This is a genomic window from Nakamurella multipartita DSM 44233, from assembly GCF_000024365.1.
In the GTDB taxonomy this organism is placed as follows: Bacteria; Actinomycetota; Actinomycetes; order Mycobacteriales; family Nakamurellaceae; genus Nakamurella; species Nakamurella multipartita.
The window spans coordinates 2,741,750-2,761,460 of the sequence record NC_013235.1 but is presented as its reverse complement, the minus strand read 5'-3'; the positions used below and the strand labels follow the sequence as shown (position 1 = coordinate 2,761,460).

Annotated in this window: 21 protein-coding genes; 13 read left to right on the top strand and 8 right to left on the bottom strand. The window is 72.5% G+C overall.

The window, feature by feature from the left end; all coding sequences use genetic code 11:
* The 5 genes from NAMU_RS27380 (at position 1) to NAMU_RS12440 (ending at position 4,752) form a co-directional block, all read left to right on the top strand.
* Positions 1-402 carry a hypothetical protein gene (locus NAMU_RS27380; protein ID WP_015747760.1) on the top strand — a complete coding sequence of 134 codons (402 nt, stop codon included), beginning with the start codon at positions 1-3 and terminating at the stop codon, positions 400-402.
* Between the two features lie 226 nt (positions 403-628).
* Positions 629-976, top strand: a complete 348-nt coding sequence (locus NAMU_RS12455; protein ID WP_015747759.1) for a spore germination protein GerW family protein — start codon at positions 629-631, stop codon at positions 974-976.
* Positions 977-1,235: 259 nt separating this feature from the next.
* Positions 1,236-2,393: a polyprenyl synthetase family protein gene (locus NAMU_RS12450; RefSeq protein WP_015747758.1), complete on the top strand. Its 1,158-nt coding sequence runs from the start codon at positions 1,236-1,238 to the stop codon at positions 2,391-2,393.
* Positions 2,390-3,874: a phytoene desaturase family protein gene (locus tag NAMU_RS12445; protein WP_015747757.1), complete on the top strand. Its 1,485-nt coding sequence runs from the start codon at positions 2,390-2,392 to the stop codon at positions 3,872-3,874. The genes NAMU_RS12450 and NAMU_RS12445 overlap by 4 nt, the downstream gene beginning before the upstream one ends.
* Complete coding sequence (locus NAMU_RS12440; RefSeq protein WP_015747756.1) at positions 3,871-4,752, top strand: phytoene/squalene synthase family protein; 882 nt, start codon at positions 3,871-3,873, stop codon at positions 4,750-4,752. Before NAMU_RS12445 ends, NAMU_RS12440 begins: the two co-directional genes overlap by 4 nt.
* Here NAMU_RS12440 and NAMU_RS12435 read toward each other — a convergent pair whose 3' ends face one another.
* The 7 genes from NAMU_RS12435 to NAMU_RS12405 all read right to left on the bottom strand — a co-directional run bounded on the left by NAMU_RS12435 (position 4,753) and on the right by NAMU_RS12405 (position 10,771).
* A complete protein-coding gene (locus NAMU_RS12435) occupies positions 4,753-6,312 on the bottom strand; it encodes an FAD-dependent oxidoreductase (RefSeq protein ID WP_015747755.1) in 1,560 nt (519 codons plus the stop codon). It abuts the gene before it with no gap.
* On the bottom strand, positions 6,309-6,635 hold the full coding sequence (locus tag NAMU_RS12430; RefSeq protein WP_015747754.1) for a lycopene cyclase domain-containing protein: 327 nt from the start codon (positions 6,633-6,635) through the stop codon (positions 6,309-6,311). Before NAMU_RS12430 ends, NAMU_RS12435 begins: the two co-directional genes overlap by 4 nt.
* Positions 6,632-6,979, bottom strand: coding sequence for a lycopene cyclase domain-containing protein (locus NAMU_RS12425; protein WP_015747753.1), 348 nt, complete (start codon positions 6,977-6,979; stop codon positions 6,632-6,634). The genes NAMU_RS12430 and NAMU_RS12425 overlap by 4 nt, the downstream gene beginning before the upstream one ends.
* 25 nt (positions 6,980-7,004) lie before the next feature.
* Positions 7,005-8,201, bottom strand: coding sequence for a cytochrome P450 (locus tag NAMU_RS12420; RefSeq protein ID WP_015747752.1), 1,197 nt, complete (start codon positions 8,199-8,201; stop codon positions 7,005-7,007).
* A complete protein-coding gene (locus tag NAMU_RS28265; protein WP_015747751.1) occupies positions 8,198-9,334 on the bottom strand; it encodes a glycosyltransferase family 2 protein in 1,137 nt (378 codons plus the stop codon). The genes NAMU_RS12420 and NAMU_RS28265 overlap by 4 nt, the downstream gene beginning before the upstream one ends.
* Positions 9,331-9,942 carry a lysophospholipid acyltransferase family protein gene (locus tag NAMU_RS29240; protein WP_015747750.1) on the bottom strand — a complete coding sequence of 204 codons (612 nt, stop codon included), beginning with the start codon at positions 9,940-9,942 and terminating at the stop codon, positions 9,331-9,333. Before NAMU_RS29240 ends, NAMU_RS28265 begins: the two co-directional genes overlap by 4 nt.
* Before the next feature lie 118 nt (positions 9,943-10,060).
* Positions 10,061-10,771 (bottom strand): TetR/AcrR family transcriptional regulator, encoded by a 711-nt coding sequence (locus NAMU_RS12405; protein WP_052308181.1) that lies wholly within the window; start codon positions 10,769-10,771, stop codon positions 10,061-10,063.
* A 142-nt stretch (positions 10,772-10,913) separates the two neighbouring features.
* On the opposite strand from NAMU_RS12405, the gene NAMU_RS12400 reads away from it, so the two are divergent.
* On the top strand, positions 10,914-12,467 hold the full coding sequence (locus NAMU_RS12400) for an MFS transporter (protein WP_015747748.1): 1,554 nt from the start codon (positions 10,914-10,916) through the stop codon (positions 12,465-12,467).
* A gap of 25 nt (positions 12,468-12,492) precedes the next feature.
* Here the strand turns inward: NAMU_RS12400 and NAMU_RS12395 are convergent, their stop codons facing one another.
* Entirely contained in the window at positions 12,493-13,365 is an 873-nt protein-coding gene (locus NAMU_RS12395; RefSeq protein WP_015747747.1) for an NAD-dependent epimerase/dehydratase family protein, read from the bottom strand.
* A 189-nt stretch (positions 13,366-13,554) separates the two neighbouring features.
* On the opposite strand from NAMU_RS12395, the gene paaA reads away from it, so the two are divergent.
* From paaA to paaZ, 7 genes are read left to right on the top strand one after another with little or no spacing between them, the layout of a single operon-like run.
* Positions 13,555-14,583: a 1,2-phenylacetyl-CoA epoxidase subunit PaaA gene (gene paaA, locus NAMU_RS12390; protein ID WP_015747746.1), complete on the top strand. Its 1,029-nt coding sequence runs from the start codon at positions 13,555-13,557 to the stop codon at positions 14,581-14,583.
* On the top strand, positions 14,580-14,915 hold the full coding sequence (gene paaB, locus NAMU_RS12385) for a 1,2-phenylacetyl-CoA epoxidase subunit PaaB (protein ID WP_015747745.1): 336 nt from the start codon (positions 14,580-14,582) through the stop codon (positions 14,913-14,915). Before paaA ends, paaB begins: the two co-directional genes overlap by 4 nt.
* Positions 14,912-15,715, top strand: coding sequence for a 1,2-phenylacetyl-CoA epoxidase subunit PaaC (gene paaC, locus NAMU_RS12380; RefSeq protein WP_015747744.1), 804 nt, complete (start codon positions 14,912-14,914; stop codon positions 15,713-15,715). The genes paaB and paaC overlap by 4 nt, the downstream gene beginning before the upstream one ends.
* A complete protein-coding gene (gene paaD, locus NAMU_RS12375) occupies positions 15,709-16,251 on the top strand; it encodes a 1,2-phenylacetyl-CoA epoxidase subunit PaaD (protein WP_015747743.1) in 543 nt (180 codons plus the stop codon). The genes paaC and paaD overlap by 7 nt, the downstream gene beginning before the upstream one ends.
* Positions 16,252-16,256: 5 nt before the next feature.
* Positions 16,257-17,360, top strand: coding sequence for a 1,2-phenylacetyl-CoA epoxidase subunit PaaE (gene paaE, locus NAMU_RS12370; RefSeq protein ID WP_407669242.1), 1,104 nt, complete (start codon positions 16,257-16,259; stop codon positions 17,358-17,360).
* Positions 17,357-17,617: a hypothetical protein gene (locus NAMU_RS12365; RefSeq protein ID WP_015747741.1), complete on the top strand. Its 261-nt coding sequence runs from the start codon at positions 17,357-17,359 to the stop codon at positions 17,615-17,617. Before paaE ends, NAMU_RS12365 begins: the two co-directional genes overlap by 4 nt.
* Positions 17,618-17,657: 40 nt before the next feature.
* Positions 17,658-19,709, top strand: a complete 2,052-nt coding sequence (gene paaZ / locus NAMU_RS12360; RefSeq protein ID WP_015747740.1) for a phenylacetic acid degradation bifunctional protein PaaZ — start codon at positions 17,658-17,660, stop codon at positions 19,707-19,709.
* Positions 19,710-19,711: the final 2 nt, after the last annotated feature.

Here is a 19,711-nt window from a genome sequence, read left to right as displayed (position 1 = left end):
ATGGACCGTCTCGAACTGCGAGTTCAGGTCGCCGAAACCGACGCCGATCCCGGACGGATCGAGGACCTCACGCTGGCCCTGCGCCAGGAACTGCTCGTCGCGGACGTCGGGGACGTCGGCCGGACCGCGGGTGATCGCGCGCCCGAGGGGGCCCGAGGTGTGGATGCCGCCACGCTCGGATCGCTGCTGGTGGCCGTCGCCAGCTCCACCTTGGCGATCGCTCAGGCGGTCACCATCATCCGCGGATGGGTCACCCGCACCACCAAGGACTGCCGAGTGAAAATCTCGGTCGGTGACTCGATGCTCACGCTGTCCGGCCAACCCGATGAGCAGCAGGAGCACCTCATCAGGGAGTTTCTGAAGGCGGCCGTGTCCGCCCAGAGCACCGAGAATTCCGAGTGATCGCCTCGGATCGAGGGTCCGGCCGGACGCGGATCCGGTCAACGCAAGCGGACGGTCCCGGACCGGCTGGCCGCCCAGGCCGGACCGGGTGGGCGCCCCCGGACTGACCTCTCACCCCGTCCAGCCGAGGGCGGCGGGACCTTCTCCTCTGGGGGATCCGGACAAATGCGGACGAAGGTTGACTGAACGGTGCCGACCGGCTCGGTGGCACCGGGGAGGAGGAGCCATGAAGCTGGACGAACTCGTGAACTCGACCCGGGACACCCTGACGGTCAAGCGGGTCTTCGGGGAGCCGTTCGAACGCGACGGGCTGGCGGTCATCCCCGCCGCGTCGGTCCGAGGCGGTGCCGGCGGCGGCTCCGGTCACGACGAGAAGGGCCAGGAAGGTGAGGGCGGCGGCTTCGGAATGACCGGCGCTCCGGCCGGTGCGTACGTCGTCCAGGGCGGCAAGGTGAAGTGGCTGCCCGCGGTCGACCCGAACCGCCTGTTCGTCATGATCGGGATGGCCGTCATCGCGTACCTGCTGATGCGGCCGCGGATGGCCCGGGCCCGCACCGCCGCGGCCGGTTCCTGACCCCGGCCAGGACGGGACCCGGTTCGCGGGGTCCCCGGAAGACCGCCCACCGGTGACGTTCCCGGCGATGTATCACGTCGACGGCCCCGCCGGCGGGGCGGGTTTTCCGACAACGGTGTCGATCCGGTGCGGGTCGGGAACACGCGGCAGATGAGGCCGGAACACACCCAGGAACACCAATCCGCGTTCTCCGCCTCCAAAGGGCGGGTTCGGCAGGTACCGATAGCACCTGCCCACCCGACCGACGGCCGGAAGTGACGTGACCCGACCCACCAGCCTGATCCCGGACCAGCCCGCCGCACCCGGCCGGCCGGTCGCCCGACCCGACTCCCTGCTCGATCGCCCGGGCGGAGTCCGGGACCATCTCGCGGCCGTCGACGCCCTGCTGGGTCAGACCATGGACACCCTGACTCGGCACTGGACGGACCTGGCGGGCGGCCAGCCGCCCGATGTGCTCGGCGACGCCGATCTGCCCCAGCTGCTGCTGGCCCTGCTGGGCAGCGGCGGCAAACGGATCCGGCCGACGATGACCTACCTGGGCTGGGCCGCCTGCGCCGGCCCGGACCGCACCGGGGAACGCCGGCAGATCGTCACGGTCAGCGCCGCGCTCGAGCTGCTGCACCTGTTCGCCCTCGTGCACGACGACGTGATGGACGAGTCGGACTCGCGCCGGGGGGTGCCCACGGTGCACCGGCAGGCCGGCCGCCGGCACGCCGCGACCGGAGCCGTCGGCGACCCCGAGCTGTTCGGCACCAGTATCGCCATCCTGGCCGGCGACCTGGCCCTGGCCGAGGCCGAGGGCATGATCGCCGAGACACCGCCGGCGACCCGCCGGCTCTGGCGTCACCTGGTCGTCGAACTCGTGGTCGGGCAGCGTCAGGACCTCACCGGCACCGCGGCCCGCCGCCGGGATCTGCCCTTCGCGCATTCGGTGGCGATCCTGAAGTCCGGGCGGTACACGGTGCAGCGCCCGCTCGAGCTGGGGGCCGTCATCGCCGGCGCGCCGGACTCCACGCGACTGGCGTTGAGCAACTACGGCCAGCACCTGGGTGAGGCGTTCGCCCTCCGCGACGACGTCCTGGGGGTGTGGGGCGATCCGGCCCGCACCGGCAAACCCGCCGGGGACGACCTGATCAGCGGCAAACCGACTGTCCTGCTGTCGATCGCGGTGGACCGCACCCGATCCCCCGCCGCCCGGTGCGCGCTGGACCGGGTCGGCACGCCCTCGTTCGGCCGCGCAGATCTGGCGGTGCTGCTGGAGGAGTTGTCGACGAACGGCACCCGCTCGAGCGTCGAGCGGATGATCGGGCAGGCGGCCGAGACGGCCCTGCGGGCCCTGGACGACCCGGAGCTGGACCCCGACGCCGTCGCCGAGCTCCGCCGGCTCGCCCGCGCCATCGCCTGGCGTGAGCGATGAGCCGGGTCGTGGTGGTCGGTGCCGGGCTGGCCGGCCTGGCCGCCGCCTGTCACCTGGCCGGTCGCGGGCACGAGGTGCTGGTCACCGAGCGGGAGTCCCTGCCCGGCGGGCGGGCGGGCCGCCTGGAGTCGGCGGGCTTCGTGTTCGATACCGGACCCTCGGTGCTGACCATGCCGCAGCTCATCGCCGATACCCTGGGCGCCGCCGGGGTCCGGATGAGCGATGTGCTGACCCTGCGCCGGCTCGATCCGGCCTACCGGGCCGTGTACGCCGATGGCAGCACCTTGCGTGTGCCGGCCGATCGGGCGGCCATGCGCGCCGAGATCGCCGCGGCCAGCGGACCGGTCGACGCGGCCGCCTACGACCGCTTCGTGGACTGGCTCGAGCAGCTCTACGACGCCGAGTGGTCGCGGTTCATCGACCGCAACTTCGATACCGCCCTGGATCTCGTGTCCTCCCCGCGGGCCGCGGCCCGGTTGCTGCGGCTCGGCGCGTTCGGCCGGTTGGGACCGGCCGTCCGGCGGCGCTTCGCCGATCCGCGCCTGCACCGGCTGTTCAGCTTCCAGGCGTTGTACGCCGGCCTGTCCCCCGACGATGCGCTGGCTCTCTACGCGGTCATCACCTACATGGACACCGTCCAAGGGGTCTGGTATCCCGACGGTGGGATGCATGCCATTCCGGCCGCCCTGGCCGCCGCCGTCGAGAAGGCGGGCGGCCAAATCAGGTACGGCGCCGACGTCACCGAGATCCTGCGCCGCGGCGACACCGGTGCGGTCGCCGGCGTCCGGTTGTCCGGCGGCGAGACCGAACGGGCGGACGCGGTGGTGCTCACCCCCGATCTGCCGGTCGCCTACCGCCGGTTGCTGCCCGAGTTACGCCCGCCGCGCGCCGTGCGCAAGGGCACGTACTCGCCCTCCGCGGTGGTCTGGCACCTGGGCGTGCGCGGCCGCGTGCACGACGACATCGCCCATCACAACATCCATTTCGGGCACGAATGGGCGTCCGCGTTCGACGCCCTGCTGCACGACGGGCGGCTGATGCCCGACCCGTCCCGGCTGGTCACGGTGCCCAGCCGGTCCGACCCGGGTGCGGCTCCGCCCGGCGCGAGCACCCTGTTCGTGCTCGAGCCGGTGCCGAACCTGACGGCCGGCCCGGACTGGTCGACCGAAGCCGGCCCGATGCGGGAGCGGCTGCTGCAGTTCCTGGACGGTGCCGGGTACCCGACCGACATCGTCGCCGAAGAGATGGTCACGCCCCTGGACTGGGAACGCGGCGGCCTGCACCTGGGCACGCCGTTCTCGCTCGCCCATACCTTCGGCCAGACCGGCCCGTTCCGGCCACCGAACGTCGAAAAGCGCGTCCCCGGCGTGTTCTTCGCCGGCTCCGGGACCGTGCCCGGTGTCGGCGTGCCGATGGTGTTGATCTCCGGAAAGCTGGCCGCCGACCGCATCGGCAGCTACCTGGGGACGGGCCCGCGATGACCTCCGCCGTCCAGGACCGGCTGCTGCAGGACGGCTATCGCCGGTGCGCCGAGATCACCCGGCGCAACGGCACCACGTACTACTGGGGCGTCCAGCTGCTGCCCCGGGAGCGGCGCCGGCACGTGCACGCCGTCTACGCGCTGTGCCGGCTGGCCGACGACATCGTCGACGACCAGGCGGCCACCGCGGGCCGGTCAGCCGCCGAGATCGGCAGCCAACTGGCCGATTTCGCCGCCGACTTCCGGCGCGCCGTGACCGACGGGTCGGCCGACCCGGTGCTGGCCGCGGTCGGCCACACGGTCCGCACCGTGGGCATCGCGCCGGAGTGCTTCGACCGCTTCTACGGGGCGATGGCCATGGACCTGACCACCACCCGGTACGAGACGTGGGACGACCTGCTGGGGTACATGGAGGGCTCGGCCGCGGTGATCGGCGAGATGATGCTGCCGATGCTGCAACCGCTGGGCCCCGAGGCGTTCGCGCCGGCCCGGGCGCTCGGATTCGCCTTCCAGTACACCAACTTCCTGCGCGACGTCGCCGAGGATCTGGACCGGGGTCGCATCTACCTGCCGCAGGACCAGCTGCGCCGGTTCGGCGTCAAACCCGTCGATCTGGGACGTCGGCGGGTCACCCCGCAGTGGCGCGCGTTCCTGGCCCACGAGATCGACCGCGCGCGCGAGCTGTACCGGGCCGCGGACCGCGGCCTGCCCTTCCTGCCGCCGCGCTCGGCGCGCTGCGTGGGCACCGCCCGAGTGCTCTACTCCCGGATCCTGGACCGGATCGAAGCCGCCGACTACGACGTCTTCCGGACCCGCGCCCGGGTGCCCACCTGGCGCAAGGCCGGCACCGCGGCGCGGATCCTGGTCACCGGACCCTGATCAGGCCACCAGCCGGCGCAGCCGGCGCAGGGCGGGAACCCGGGAGGACATCGGGACCGACCACAGGTCGTGACCGCGGGTGCCCCACCCGGCCAGCAACGCGTTGGCCGCCAGCCAGCCGGTGGTGGCCGCGCGTTCCATGAGCGCGACCGGCAGATCGCAGCGCACGCCGTCGCCGGCCAGCACCAGGCGGTGGTCGGGAGTGCGGACCCCGGGCCGGTGCCGCCGCTCGCCGGGCCGGAACGAGGGGCAGTCGTCGGAGACCAGCCATTCGTCGGCCAGCACGGTCGCCGCCCCGGTCTCCGGGAACACCGCGGCCAGCTCGTCCCGCAACGCTTCTCGCAACGACTGCTCGGAGCGGGCCTGATCGATCGCGTAGGCGTGCACCTCGACCACCGATCCCCCGTGGTCGGTCGACCAGCGCCGGGCGCCGGCCTCGTACCGTTCCAGCACCGAGACGTTGTCCAGCAGCTCGAACCCACCCGTGCCCAGGAACGCCGGCCGGTCGGCCCGGACCGGCCGGTCCAGCCACAGCCGCCACACCACGAAGCGCGGCGCGTTGCCCGTCGTGGCCAGCGATGCCCGCCACCGGTCATCGGCCAGGCCGGTGGCCTCGGCGACGAGCCGGCGGGTGCTGCGCGGATCGGCGGCCAGCACCACCGCATCGACCTCCAGGTCCCGGCCGTTCGCGTCGTCAAAGGCGGCCCGCACCCCACCCTCCGCCCGGAAACGCAGGTCCTCGACCCGTACCCCGGTGCGCACGTCGACCCCGCGGCCCACCAGATGTCGCTGCAGCGGATCCCAGAACACCGTGCCGAAGTCGTCGGTCGCGACGTCGAAGAGCAGGCCCTCGGAGGAGCCGACGAAGTACAGGTGGAACATCGCCAGCAGCTCACCCGCGGCGTACTCGGTGGGGTCGGCGAAAAAGCTCCGGGTGAACACCTCCAACGCCAGGTGCCGGACCGCCGGCGGGAAGTTCAGCTCGTCCAGGAAGGCCGCGGCGCTCAGCTGGTCGAAGTCGTCGAAGGCCTGCGGGAAGTCCAGGTCGAGCATCCGGGACGAGGCGGCGATGTCCGCCTTGAGCAACGCGCGCGGCCCGAAGTTGGGGCTGCGCAGGGCGTACCAGAGCAGGTTCACCGGCGGCGTCCGCGGCACCCGGGCGAACGAGTCCGCCGCCCCGTCGGCCATCGCCACCGGGTAGTCCGCCACGCGGGTCAGCCCGGCCAGGGTGGGGTCGACCCGCCGCAGCAGGGTCCGCAGGTTGTAGTACTGGCGGAAGAACGCGTGGAACCCACGGCTCATCGTGACCCGGTCCTCGCCGTGGGTCACCGGCCAGGAGCGGACCCGGCCGCCGAGCTGGGGATGCTGTTCGGCCAGCACGACCCGGGCCCCGCGCTCGGCCAATCCGGTGGCCGCGGCCAGGCCGGCGATGCCGCCACCGACCACGAGCACCCGGGGGGCCGGGGCCGGCACCCGCGCGGACCCGTCACCGACCGGGTGCCACACGGCCATCCGGTCGCGACCCGGCCGCCACCGGCCACGCTCGTTCTGCTGGGTCATCTCGTCTCCTCCGTCGCCCGCTGGGCCGCGGTGCGGCCCGACCGGGTCCACATCACCAGGGTCAGCGTGACCAGGCCGAACCCGAACCCGAGATCCTCGATCGGCGCGTAGGCCAGCCGCACGCCCAGGATCACCTCCGGGTCGTACTGCACGATGCCCAGACCGGTCAGGATTCCGTTCACGATCAGCTGGAAGAACACCACGATCGCGTAGCTGGCCCAGAACAGCCGGGTGCGCAGCAGCCGGGTCCGGACGATCACCAGGTCCATCAGGACGGCGGCCACGATCGCCCCGATCGCGCCAGCGGTGTAGGCGCCGATCACCGCCGCGCCTCCAGGTCCGGTGCGGCCGCGTCCGCCCAGCCCGGCCGGAGCCGGCGCACCGCCTCGAAGGTCAGCAGCGCGCAGATCGGCACGACCAGGAAGAACATCAACTCCTCCCACGGCAGGATCCCGATGAACACGCCCGTCACGAACTGCTCGTCGAACCACCACCAGCCGGCGGCGGTGGCCAGGTAGTCCCAGAGCACGAAGACGGCGGCGACCGGCAGGATCGCGGCGGCGGCCCGCCGCCAGCGGCCGTAGACGCGGGCCCGCAGCACGAGCTCCAGCGGCGCGGTGAGCAGCAGGCAGGCCAGCAACACCGCCAGGTACGTCAGGTGCTGCACGAGTGAACCTCCGGATCGGTCTCGGTCACGGGCGGTGGTCCAGGATCAGGGGTCCGCGCGGCGTCAGGGTCAGCACCCCGGTCGGGCGCGGGTCACCGCCGACCCGGCGCAGGCGACCGCCGGCGAAGGCCCGGACCGCCGCCTGCACCATGGCGGTGGCCAGCGCGGCACCCAGGCAGATGCGTTCGCCGGCGCCGAAGGGCAGGTACCCCCAGGCCGGCAACGGCCGGTCGAAGCGCTCCGGTCGGAAGCGATCGGGCTGGTCCCACACCTGCGGATCCCGGTGGGTCAGGTAGGGGCTGTACAGGACCAGGTGCCCGGCCGGGACGCGCACGCCCTCGACGTCGACGTCCCGCACCGCCACCCGGCTGCCGATCCACCCGGCCGGGTAGAGCCGCAGCGCCTCCCGGACGACGGCGCCGGTCCGATCGGGGTCGTTCAGGTCGGGCCGGGCGGCGATCTCCCACAACGCGAACGCCACCGTGTGGGCGGTCGTGTCGTACCCCGCGGCCAGCGCGACCCTGGCCTCCTCGACCGCGTCGTCGGACGGGCCGGGCAGCGCCGCGAACGCGGCGAGCAGCGTGCCGGGCGGTGGATCGGCCAACGCCGCGCGCAGGACCCGGCGCATCCGCCGGATCCGCAGCGGCCGCGGCAACAGCGGCGCGGGCAGCGACCGGTCCAGCGGCGCCAGGAACTCCTCGAGCGCCGGCGACCGGCCGGGGCCGAAGAAGGCCTCGGTCAACAGCCGGCGCACGACGGCCGAGGCCCACGTCACCGCGTCGAAGGTGCCCTGCGGCCGCGAGCGATCGACGATGTCCTGGAACCGGCCGGTGAACAGCGGGGCGATGGCCTGGCGGTGGAACGTCGGGTTGAGCTGGGCCCGCCGCGGCCGGTGGGCCGGGGCGTCCAGGGCGATGACGCCCCCGCGCAGGAACGGCGAGAGCTGGCTCATACTTCCCCGGCTCCGAAAGCCGTCCAGGTCGCTCAGGATCGTCCGGTTCCAGCCCGGCTGGTAGCCGACCAGGGCCGGCCGCCAGAGCCGCACCCGGAACACCGGTCCCAGCCGCGCCCCTTCCTCCAGCAGGGCGATGGCGTCGCGGCCCCAGCGCGGCAGATGGCCGCTGAGCCGGGCCCCCGCCGGTTTCGGCACCGGCGGCCGCGGCAGCCCGGCGGCGGCGCGACCGGACGCGCGGGCGTCCGTCGTGATGACCGGACGGCTCACGTGACGTAGCTCCGGCCTCGCCAGACCTGCCGGCGGCGCAGGCCCTGCCCCACGACCGGCCCGGCGGCCACCGGCGCGGCGGCGATCGTCAGCGCGGCCAGCCAATCCCGACCACCGGTCTTGAGCTCCAGCAGCGCCCGCTCGGTGACCCCCAGCGCGGCGGCCACCCGCCACCGGGGCCGGGCGACGGCCAGCAGCACCGGCGCGGTGTACGCCAGAACGTGCCAGACCCAGGCCAGCACCACCAGCCAGCGGCGGCCGCCGGCCATCGGCAGCAGGCCGCGACCCAGGCCCGCGGTCACCTCGCGCCGGTTGCGGTACATCCGCACCTGCGCGGTGGACCCGCCGAGCGCGAGCCCGAGCCGCAGACCCCGGCGGCGGGCGAGCCGGGCCAGGGCGACATCCTCGACGACCTCGTCCCGGACGCCGCCGAATCCGCCGACCGCCGTGTACGCCTCGCGGCGAAAGGCGAGCAGCGCGCCGTGGGCCGCCGCGGCCGACCGGACCGGGCTGCGCAGCAGCCCGAACGGCAACCCGCACAGCAGGACGTCGACGATCAGCGGCGCCAATAATCGCTCGCTCCAGCTGCCGGTCCGGTGCCGGGGAAAGACCGAGAAAACCTGCGCGCCTTGATGTTCCATCTCGGCCAGGATCGCTTCGGCGGCCCCTGGGGCCAGCTGCACGTCGGCGTCGCAAAACACCAGGGTGGCGGCGTCGCTGGCCTGCGCGAGTTGCGCGCACGCCCACGGCTTGCCGGCCCAGCCGGCCGGACGCGGCCGACCGGGGATCAACCGGGCCGGCGAGCCGGACCAGGCGCTGCGCACCAGCTGCTCCACCAACTCCGCGGTCCCGTCGGTCGACCCGTCGTCGAGCAGCACGACCTCGCCGAAACCGGCGGCCAGCATGCCCGGCAACGCCTCCGGTATCCGATCCGCCTCGTCGCGCAACGGCACGAGCAGCACCGACTCACCCGCGTCGGGGCGTGGCCCCGGGGGCCGGCGCAGGGTCGGGAACCACCACAGGTTCGCGATCAGGACGGCCAGCTTGATCGACAGGAAGGCCAGCACGGGCACGGCGAGACCGTCGACCGCGGCCCTCCGGGCCGGCGACCGACCGGTGAGCCGTCCCGTCACCGGGACATCCGTTCCGACCAGCTGCGCACGCCCTTGACTACCGGCCGGTACCCCGGCACTGGATGCGAGGGATCGGCCCCGGCCAGCTCGGCATCGACCGCCTCGATCCGGCTGGCCAGGACGGCGGCCAGCTCGGCCACGACCGGGACGGGACTGATGTCCAGATAGGCCTCCGGTGCCTGGTGCCCGCGCAGGACGACCCGGGTCACCACGGCCCGCGTCGGGCGCCGGCCCCGGTGGGCCAACCAGGCCGCGCCCGGCCGGACGGGGCCGAGCGGGCCCGGCGCCCGCAGCTCGCCCTCCGGGAACAGCACGAGCACCCCACCCGAGCGCAAGACGTCCAGTGCCGCCCGTAGCCGGTCCGTCCCGACCGCCCCGGCCCAGCCGAACATCCGCCGGGAGCCGATGTTCGCCGGGTCCATCAGGACGCCGATGTCGGTCCGGCCGATGGAGCGCACCGCGGCCCGGGCCACGAAAAAGTCCCACCAGCTGTGGTGGTTGGCCGCCCAGATCGCCGGCCCGGCCGGCAGCTCGCCGCGGACCCACACCCCGCGCAGGTTCCGGCGGACCAGCTGGTCCAGGCAGAACGCCGTGACGGCGGCGGGCACGGTCGACCGGGTCGCCGATCGTGGCGGGGCCGAAGGCCGTGGCCGGTCGGGCCGCACCGCTTTCACTGACACCTCCGCCAACGTACCCACCGATCCGCCGCGGGCCGACATCGAGGGTTCATCCGCCGGCGGTGGACACCCTCCCGTCCGGCCTTGCACCAGGGTGGGCGCGTTCGTCGCGGGCGCGTTCGGCCTGCCGGCGGAGCCCGTCGAGCAGCAGATCCAGGCCGGCGCGGAACTGCTCGACGTCGTCATGGACCCGGAAGACGTCCAGAATGCTGTGCAGGAAAGGAAATTGGGCCTGGTCCAGATGCCGCCACTGGTTCACCACGTCGTCCATGTACTGCTCGCGGGTCATCGCTCCGGCGGCCACCTCGGCCGGCGGTTCCTGGCTCATGTCGGCGGCCAGGCCGATGACGAACCCGATCACGGCCGAGGCGGCGTCGAAGGACTGGCGGGCCGTCAACTGCAGGCGCAGGACCTGGCCGCCCACCCGTTCGAAGAGCAGCAGCGAGTTCGGCTGGAAGCCGGTGTTGCGCAGGAAGTAGCTGCTCAGCCAGGGTCGCGCGGCGGCCGCGGTGAACAGCGCGATCGCGATCCCCCGGAGGCCATCGATGGGGTCGTCCTCGTGCACGAAGTGCTCGGTGTCGGCGACCACCGATTCCAACGCGTAATCGGCCGCGCGGTCGAGCAACTCGTCCTTGCTCTGGACGTACCAGTAGATGCTGCCGACGCCGCCACCGAGCCGGGCCGCGAGGGCCCGGAAGGTCAGGGCCGGCTCACCGGCCTCGTCGAGCAGCAGGATCGCCTCGGTCAGCACCGCTTCCATCGAGTGCGAGGCACGCCGGCGGGCCGGCCGGGTGGGCGAGCGGAGCTGCGGGTCCTGGATCACCCTTGCACTCTATCGAACGCGGTTCTATAGTTCGAACGACGTTCGGTTATCGAACGCGGTTCGATCTGAGAGGTACCCCATGACCACACCCCCACCGGTGGGCGGCTCGCCGGCCACCACCGCCCCGGTCTCCCCCGTCCCCCTGCCGCCCGCCGACGGCGCGCCGGCCGGGCCGCCGGCCGGCCGGTTCTACCCATCGCTGCGCGCGGCCTGGATTCCCTTGGCCGCACTGTGTCTGGCGTTCTTCGTGGAGATGGTCGACAACACCCTGCTGACCGTCGCCCTGCCGACGATCGGCCGGGACCTGCAGGGCAGCACCACCTCGCTGCAGTGGATCACCGGCGCCTACTCGCTCACCTTCGGCGGGCTGCTGCTGACGGCCGGCTCGATCGCCGACCGGTTCGGTCGCCGGCGGGTCCTGCTCCTGGGCCTGTCGGCGTTCGGCCTGATGAGCCTGGCCGTCGTCGCGGTGACCACCACCGGCGAACTCATCGCCCTGCGGGCCGGGCTGGGCATCGCCGCCGCCGCCATGGCGCCGATCACCAACTCGCTGGTGTTCCGGCTGTTCGACGACGACGCGCTCCGGCGGCGGGCGATGACGGTGATGATCGTCGTCGGGATGAGCGGTTTCATCCTCGGGCCCCTCATCGGGGGCTCCGCCCTGGCTCACGTCGGCTGGCAGTGGCTGCTGCTGGTCAACGCGCCGATCGCCCTGATCGCCGCCGTCGGCGTGCGGCTGGGCGTGGCCAAGGACCACCCCGACGATCTCATCGCCGACCCCCTGGACCTGCCGGGCGCGGCGCTGACCATCCTGGCCATCGGGCTGGGCTGCTACACGCTGACCAGCGGTATCGAGCACGGTTGGGTGTCCCTGCCGACCCTGCTCTCGGCCGCCGGGGCGATCGCTTCCGTGATCGGCTTCGTGGTGCGCGAGCGTCGCACCGCCTTCCCCATGCTGGATCTGCGGTTGCTGCGCCACCCCGTCGTGCGTGGTGCGACCGTGGCCCAGCTGGGCACGGCCATCGCCATGGCCGGCGTGATGTTCAGCCTGGTCCTGCATTTCCAGTTCGCCTACGGCTGGAGCCCGATGGTCGCCGGCCTGGCCAACCTGCCGTTCATCGTCACCATGCTGGCCGCCACCCCGCTCACCGAGTACCTGGTCACCCGGTTCGGCCGCCGGATGGCCTGCCTGGTCGGCGCGGGTGCGCTGACCGTGGGTCTGGCCTGGCTGGCCTGGGCGGTCGACCACGGGTACCTGGCGATCGCCGCCGGCATGGTGGTGATGACCTTCGGGCTGCGCACCGTCATGACGATCTGCGCGGTCGGCCTGGTCGACGCCATGCCGGAGAACCGCACGTCGTTGGGGGCCGCCCTCAACGACACCGCTCAGGAGGTCGGCTCCAGCATCGGCACCGCCCTGGTCGGCACGTTGATCGCCGCGCTCGTGGTCACCGTCCTGCCGCTCGGCGCGTGGAGCCCGGAGCTGGTCGACTCGTACTTCCACGGCGAGCGGATCGCCTACCTGGTGCTCACGGTGCTGGTCGGTACGGTGGCCTTCCTCGGGGCCGCGACCCTGGACGACTCGCACCGTCCCGAGCAGCTGGCCGACGAGCAGCTCGAGTCGCCGGCCTGACCGGCGGCCGGGCCGAGGCGCCCGGTCAGCGCGCCTCGGACGGCTGGTCGCGCCACGAGTGAGCCGGTTCGAAACCCAGAATGCGACGGGCCTTGTCGATGCCCAGCAGGGTCTCGTGGGTGCCCAGGGGCCGGGTCACCGGGACATCCGGGAACATGCTTTCGGCCAGGTCCGCGCTGGACCGGCTCATCACGGTGTCGGCCGCCGCGATGATGAACACGTCCACCCCGGGCCGGGCGGCGGCCAGGGCCAGCGCGACAGCCTGGGCCCCGTCCCGGGCGTCGATGTAGCCCCACAGGTTCCAGATGCGGTGACTCGGGTCGTCGTCGTATCCCGGGAAGGCCGAGTAGTCGGCCGGTTCCATCACGTTGGAGAACCGCAGCCCGGTCATCGACAGCTCCGGATCCCATCGGCAGAACTGCCCGGCCATCTCCTCCTCCAGGGTCTTGGCCAGGGAGTAGGACGAGTTCGGCCGCGGGTGATACTCCTCGTCGACGGGCAGGTAGGGCGGCGGCGCCTGGGCGTCGAACGGCAGGCCGAGGACCGTCTCGCTGGACGCCCACACCACGGTCTTGATCCCGGCCGCCCGAGCGGCCGCGAAAACGTGGTAGGTGCTGAGAATGTTGTTGCCGAAGGTCGCCTCGTTGGTGGTCAGACCGGGCGCCGGGATGGCCGCGAGGTGGACGACGGCGTCGATGTGGTCGTATCGGTCGTCGACCCCGAGCAGCGCCGCCACGGTCTGTCCGTAGTCCGACAGGTCGACCCGCACGAAGGGGCAGCGAGCCTCGGGCGAGGCGACCTGGTCCAGATTGACGACCTCGTGGCCGTCATCGACCAGTCTGGCCACCACCGCCCGCCCGAGCTTGCCGCTTCCCCCGGTCACCGCGATCCGCGTCATCCACATCTCCCTGTGCGTCCCTGTGCGCCGGCCGCCCGACGAACTGGGGACCACGATTCAGGTGCCCCATCGAGGTGCGCTCAATCGTGGTTGACAGCTCGTCCGGTTGCCGGCAAAATTCTTACTGACCGTTCGGTCAGTTACAGCCATTCGATCGTCCGACCGTCTGCAGCGTGGCAGGGAGGCCGTATGTACGGCAATATCGACCGGATCGAAGCGTCCGCCACCGAGTCCACCGAGTCCACCGAGGACACCGAGGACACCGGGGACACCGAGGAAGCCGCGGCCCGACAGGCGGAGTTCGACCGGCTGATCGCGCAGGACCAGCGCATCGAGCCCCGGGACTGGATGCCCGAGGGCTACCGCAAGACGCTGATCCGGCAGATCGCGCAGCACGCGCATTCGGAGATCATCGGGATGCAGCCGGAGGGCAACTGGATCACCCGGGCCCCCAGCCTGCGCCGCAAGGCGATCCTGATCGCCAAGGTGCAGGACGAGGCCGGACACGGCCTGTACCTGTACTCGGCCGCCGAGACCCTGGGGGTCGACCGGGAGGATCTGCTGGACCAGCTGCACACCGGCCGGCAGAAGTATTCCTCGATCTTCAACTACCCCACCCTGTCCTGGGCCGACATGGGGGCGATCGGCTGGCTGGTGGACGGCGCCGCGATCATGAACCAGGTGCCGCTGTGCCGCTGCTCGTACGGACCGTACGGGCGGGCGATGGTCCGGGTGTGCAAGGAGGAATCGTTCCACCAGCGGCAGGGTTTCGAGATCCTGCACACCCTGTCCCACGGCTCGCCGGCCCAGCACGAGATGGCCCAGGACGCGGTGAACCGGTTCTGGTGGCCATCGCTGATGATGTTCGGCCCGCCGGACGAGTCGTCCGCGCACACGGTTCAATCGGCGGCCTGGGGGATCAAACGCTTCAGCAATGACGAGTTGCGCCAGCGATTCGTCGACATGTGCGTCGACCAGGCCCGCATCCTCGGTCTGCGCCTGCCGGACCCGGATCTGACCTGGAACGAGCAGCGGCAGCACTACGACTTCGGCCCGATCGACTGGTCCGAGCTGAACCGGGTGATCCGGGGCGACGGTCCGTGCAACGCCGACCGGATGGCCCGCCGGGTGGGTGCGCACACCGACGGGGCCTGGGTCCGGGAGGCGGCCAGTGCCTACGCCGCCAAGCACGCCGACCGGTCGGTGGTGGCCGCGTGACCGGGCCCGGAACCGGCGAACCCGTGGACGCCGCGGGTCCGCGGGCCCGGAGCCGGGGCTGGCCGTTATGGGAGGTGTTCGTCCGGGCCCGCCGGGGCCTGTCCCATCAGCACGTCGGCAGCCTGCACGCCCCCGATGCGGCGATGGCGCTGCGTAACGCCCGCGACGTCTACACCCGCCGGGGCGAGGGCGTCTCGATCTGGGTGGTGCCGGCCGCATCGATCTCGGCGTCCAGCCCCGACGAGAAGGATGCGTTCTTCGACCCGGCCCTGGACAAGGCCTACCGCCATCCGACCTTCTACGACGTGCCCGAGGGGGTGTCGCACCTGTGAGCACCGCCTCGACCGTCCCGTCCACGCCCGCGCCGGGCCCGGTGCCGGCGGACGCCCTGGCCCGCTACGTGATCGGGCTGGGCGATGACGCCCTGGTGCTCTCGCACCGGCTGGCCGAATGGATCACCCGGGCGCCGCAGCTCGAGGAGGACATGGCCCTGGCCAACATCTCCCTGGACCTGCTCGGTCAGGCCCGCACCCTGCTCACCTACGCCGGTCAGGTGCAGGGCCAGGGCCGCAGCGAGGACGACCTGGCCTACCTGCGCAGCGAGCGTGAGTTCACCAACGTGCAGCTGGTGGAGATCCCCAATGGCGACTTCGCGGTCACCATCGCCCGCCAGCTGATCTTCTCCGCCTACCAGTTCGAGCTGTACAGCGCGCTGGCCGGCGCGCCGGACGCGACCCTGGCCGCGCTGGCCGCCAAGGCGGTCAAAGAGGTCGATTACCACCGGGATCACGCCGCCCAGTGGACCCTGCGGCTCGGTGACGGCACCGAGCTCTCGCACGCCCGGATGCAGGCCGCGCTGGAGGCGACCTGGCCCTACGTCGAGGAACTATTCGACCCGGCCGAGATCGCCGATGACCTGCTGGCCCTTCCGGGCATCGCCGTGGACCCCGGCACCCTGCGCGGTGGCTGGTCCGACTACCTGCGGCCCGTCCTGGCGCAAGCGACACTGACCGAGCCGCAACCCATCCGGCGGTCCCGCGGCGGTCGCCGGGGCCTGCACACCGAGCATCTGGGCCACCTGCTCGCCGACATGCAGAGCCTGCACCGCGCCCACCCGGGGGTGCGGTGGTGACCGCCGGCCGGATCGACACCGCGATCGGGACGGACCGGGCGGCGGAGCCGGACCGGTGGCGCGCGGTGGCCGGCGGCGTCAGCGACCCCGAGATTCCGGTGCTCACCCTGCAGGACCTCGGCATCGTGCGCGACGTCGCCGTCGACGAGGCAGACGGCACCGTGCTGGTCACGCTGACCCCGACCTATACCGGGTGCCCGGCCACCGCCGTGATCGCCGCCGATGTCGAGGCCGCCCTGCGCGCGGCCGGCGCCGAGCGGGTGCTGGTGCGTACCGTGCTCGCCCCCGCCTGGAGCACCGACTGGATCAGCCCCGACGGCCGGGAAAAGCTGCGCCAATACGGCATCGCGCCCCCGGGGGCATGCCTGCCGGCCGGCTCGGCCGCGCGCCCGGTCGGTCTGACCCTGTCGGTGCGCTGCCCACGGTGCGGCTCCGGTCGCACCCGCGAGGTCAGCCGATTCGGCTCCACCCCCTGCAAGTCCCACTGGACCTGCCAGGACTGCCTGGAACCCTTCGACTCGTTCAAGGCGATCTGATGGCCATCACCCCCGAGATCGCCGAACCCGCCGCCGGCCGCCGGCACGCCGTCTTCCACCCGCTGCGGGTCGCTGCCGTCGAGCGGCTGACCGAGGACGCGGTGGCCGTTACCTTCGAGGTGCCCGACGAGTTGCGGGACGAGTTCCGGTTCAACCCGGGTCAGCACCTGTCGGTCAAGGCCGCCGCGCTCGGCGACGACGTGCGGCGCAACTACTCGATCTGCGCACCGGCCACCGGCGGTCCGCTCCGGATCGGCGTCAAACGCATTCCCGACGGGGTGTTCTCGGCCTTCGTCGCGGACCGGCTCCAGCCCGGCGACACACTGGAGGTGATGACGCCGACCGGAACGTTCTCCACCCGGCTCGATCCCCACCAGGCCAAGCGCTACGTCGCGGTGGCCGCCGGCTCCGGCATCACCCCGGTGCTGTCCATCCTGGCCACCGCGCTGGAGGTGGAGCCGGACAGCACGGCCGCGCTGATCTACGTCAACCGGCGCACGTCCACGATCATGTTCCTGGAGGAACTGGAAGACCTGAAAAACCGGTTCCCGGCCCGGTTCCAGTTGATCCATGTGCTCGGCCACGAGCTGACCGAGGTCGACATGCTCTCGGGGCGGCTCGATGTCGACCGGTTCGAGCGCATCCTGGACACCATCCTGCCGGTGGCGGACGTCGACGACTGGTTCCTGTGCGGACCGCTGGCCATGACCGACACCGTCCGTGGCGTGCTGCTGGATCGCGGCGTGCCCGGTGACCACGTGCACCGCGAGCTGTTCCACGTCGGCGCCCCGCCCCGGCGCCGGATCCGGCCGGTCGACGTCCCGGCCAGCGGGGCCCGGGTCACCGTCATCCTGGACGGCCGTTCGGTCGAGATGACCCTGCCCCCGGACGGCGACTCGATCCTGGACGCGACCCTGCAGGTGCGCTCCGATGCCCCGTTCGCCTGCAAGAACGCGGTGTGCGGCACCTGCCGCGCCCGGGTGACCGAGGGGAAGGTGGAGATGGACGGCAACTACGCCCTCGAACCCGACGAGCTGGCCCGCGGTTTCGTCCTGACCTGCCAGGCGCACCCGGTCACCGACCGCGTCGTCGTGGACTTCGACCAGTGACCGCCCCGACCACCGGCCGCAGGTCGGCCGGCGCGGCCACCGCGCTGATCACCCTGCAGCGTCGCGGACCGGTGAGCCTGCGGGGCCGGGGGGCCGCCGCCTACGCCTGCTCGGTCGCCCGGGACCGGCGGCTGCGCACGACCGTGCCCGACTGGAACGATCCGGGCCGGTACGCCGCCCGGCAGGCCGGGTTCACCCCGCTGGAGATCCGCGCCTACCACCAGCAGCACTACCAGGTCTTCGAGCACACCGCCTGAGCCGGTGCCGCCCACCTGTCCCGAACAAAGGAGTTCCGCAGTGACCGTTGCCGTCACCAGTTACGTCGCCGGACGCTGGCAGGACCCGGCCGGCGACCGGGTCGCCCTGCTCGACGCGGTGACCTCCGCGCCGGTCGCCGAGATCGGCACCGCGCCCATCGACCTGGCCCCGGTGATCGATCACGCCCGATCGGTCGGTGGACCCGCGCTGCGGGAGCTGACCTTCCACGAACGGGCGCTGGCCCTCAAACACCTGGCTCTGCACCTGAACGGCCGCCGGGACGCGTTCTACGCCCTGTCCGCCTGGACCGGCGCGACCAGGCGGGACTCGCTGATCGACGTGGACGGCGGCATCGGTGTGCTGTTCACCTACGCCAGCAAGGGCCGCCGGGAACTGCCGAACACCGGCGTGCTGGTCGACGGCCCGGCCGAGAAGCTCGGCCGGGGCGGGCAATTCGTCGGCCAGCACATCTACACCCCGCGCCGCGGCATCGCCTTGCAGATCAACGCATTCAACTTCCCGGTCTGGGGCATGCTGGAAAAGCTCGGCCCGGCGTTCCTGGCCGGGGTGCCCACCGTCGTCAAACCGGCGTCCCAGACCTCGTACCTGACCCAGGCCGTGGTCGCCGAGATCATCGCGTCCGGGCTGCTGCCCGAGGGCAGCCTGCAGCTGGTGGCCGGTGGTTCCCGAGGCCTGCTCGACCTGCTCGACGAGCAGGACACCGTCGCCTTCACCGGTTCGGCCGCCACCGCCGCCGCGCTGCGCACGCATCCGCGGGTGCTCGCCGGAGTCCGGTTCAGCTCGGAGGCGGACTCGCTGAACTTCTCCGTCCTGGGCGCCGACATCGCCGCCGGCAGCGTCGAGTTCGACCTCTACGTGCGCCAGCTGGTGACCGAGATGACCGCGAAGGCGGGCCAGAAGTGCACCGCCATCCGGCGGGCCCTGGTCCCGGAGCCGTTGGTGCCGGCGGTGATCGACGCCGTGCAGGCCCGCATCCGCGACAAGGTCCGGGTCGGTAATCCGGCCGCCCCGGAGGTCACCATGGGGGCGCTGGTCGGGCTGGCCCAGCGTGACGAGGTCCGCAAGAGCCTGAATGCCCTGGCCGGGGCCGCCCGCATGGTGGTCGGCGACCCGGACCGGTTCGACCTGGTCGACGCGGACCCGCGGCGCGGCGCGTTCCTGCCGCCGATCCTGTTGCACGCCGCGGACTCCGCCCGCTCCGAGCCGCACGAGGTCGAGGTGTTCGGCCCGGTCAGCACCGTCATCGGTTACCGGGACACCGCCCACGCCGTCGAGCTGGCCGCCCGGGGCCGGGGCAGCCTGGTCGGTTCGCTGGTGTCGGCCGATCCCGACGTCGTGCGGGAACTCGTGCTCGGGGTGGCTCCCTGGCACGGCCGGCTGCTGGTCCTGGATCAGGAATCGGCCCCCGAGTCCACCGGGCACGGATCGCCGCTGCCCACGCTGGTGCACGGCGGTCCGGGCCGCGCCGGCGACGGCGAGGAGCTCGGCGGCATCCGTGGCATGAAGCACTACCTGCAGCGCACCGCGATTCAGGGTTCGCCGCGGGCGGTCTCGGCGATCACCGGGACGTGGGTGACCGGCGCGCCGCGGACCACCGGCGGGGTGCACCCGTTCCGCAAGAGCCTGGCCGAGTTGCGGATCGGCGACGCCGTCGTCGCCGGCCCCCGGGTGATCACCCTGGACGACATCGAGGCGTTCGCCGAGCTGTCCGGAGACACCTTCTACGCACACATGGACCAGGCGGCCGCCGCAGCCAACCCCTTCTTCGACGGCCGCGTCGCCCACGGCTACTTCGTCGTCTCGCTGGCCGCGGGCCTGTTCGTCTCCCCCGAGCCCGGCCCGGTGCTGGCCAATGTGGGCCTGAACAACCTCGTCTTCACCACCCCGGTCTACCCGGGGGACGCGTTGACGGTGGCCCTGACCGCCAAGGCCATCTCGCCCCGGGTCGACTCCGACTGGGGGGACGTCACCTGGGACGCCGTCATCACCAACCAGAACGAGGCGGTCGTGGCCACCTACGACGTGCTGACCTCGGTCGCCAAGACCTGGCCCGTGGCCCCGGCCGAGTAAGG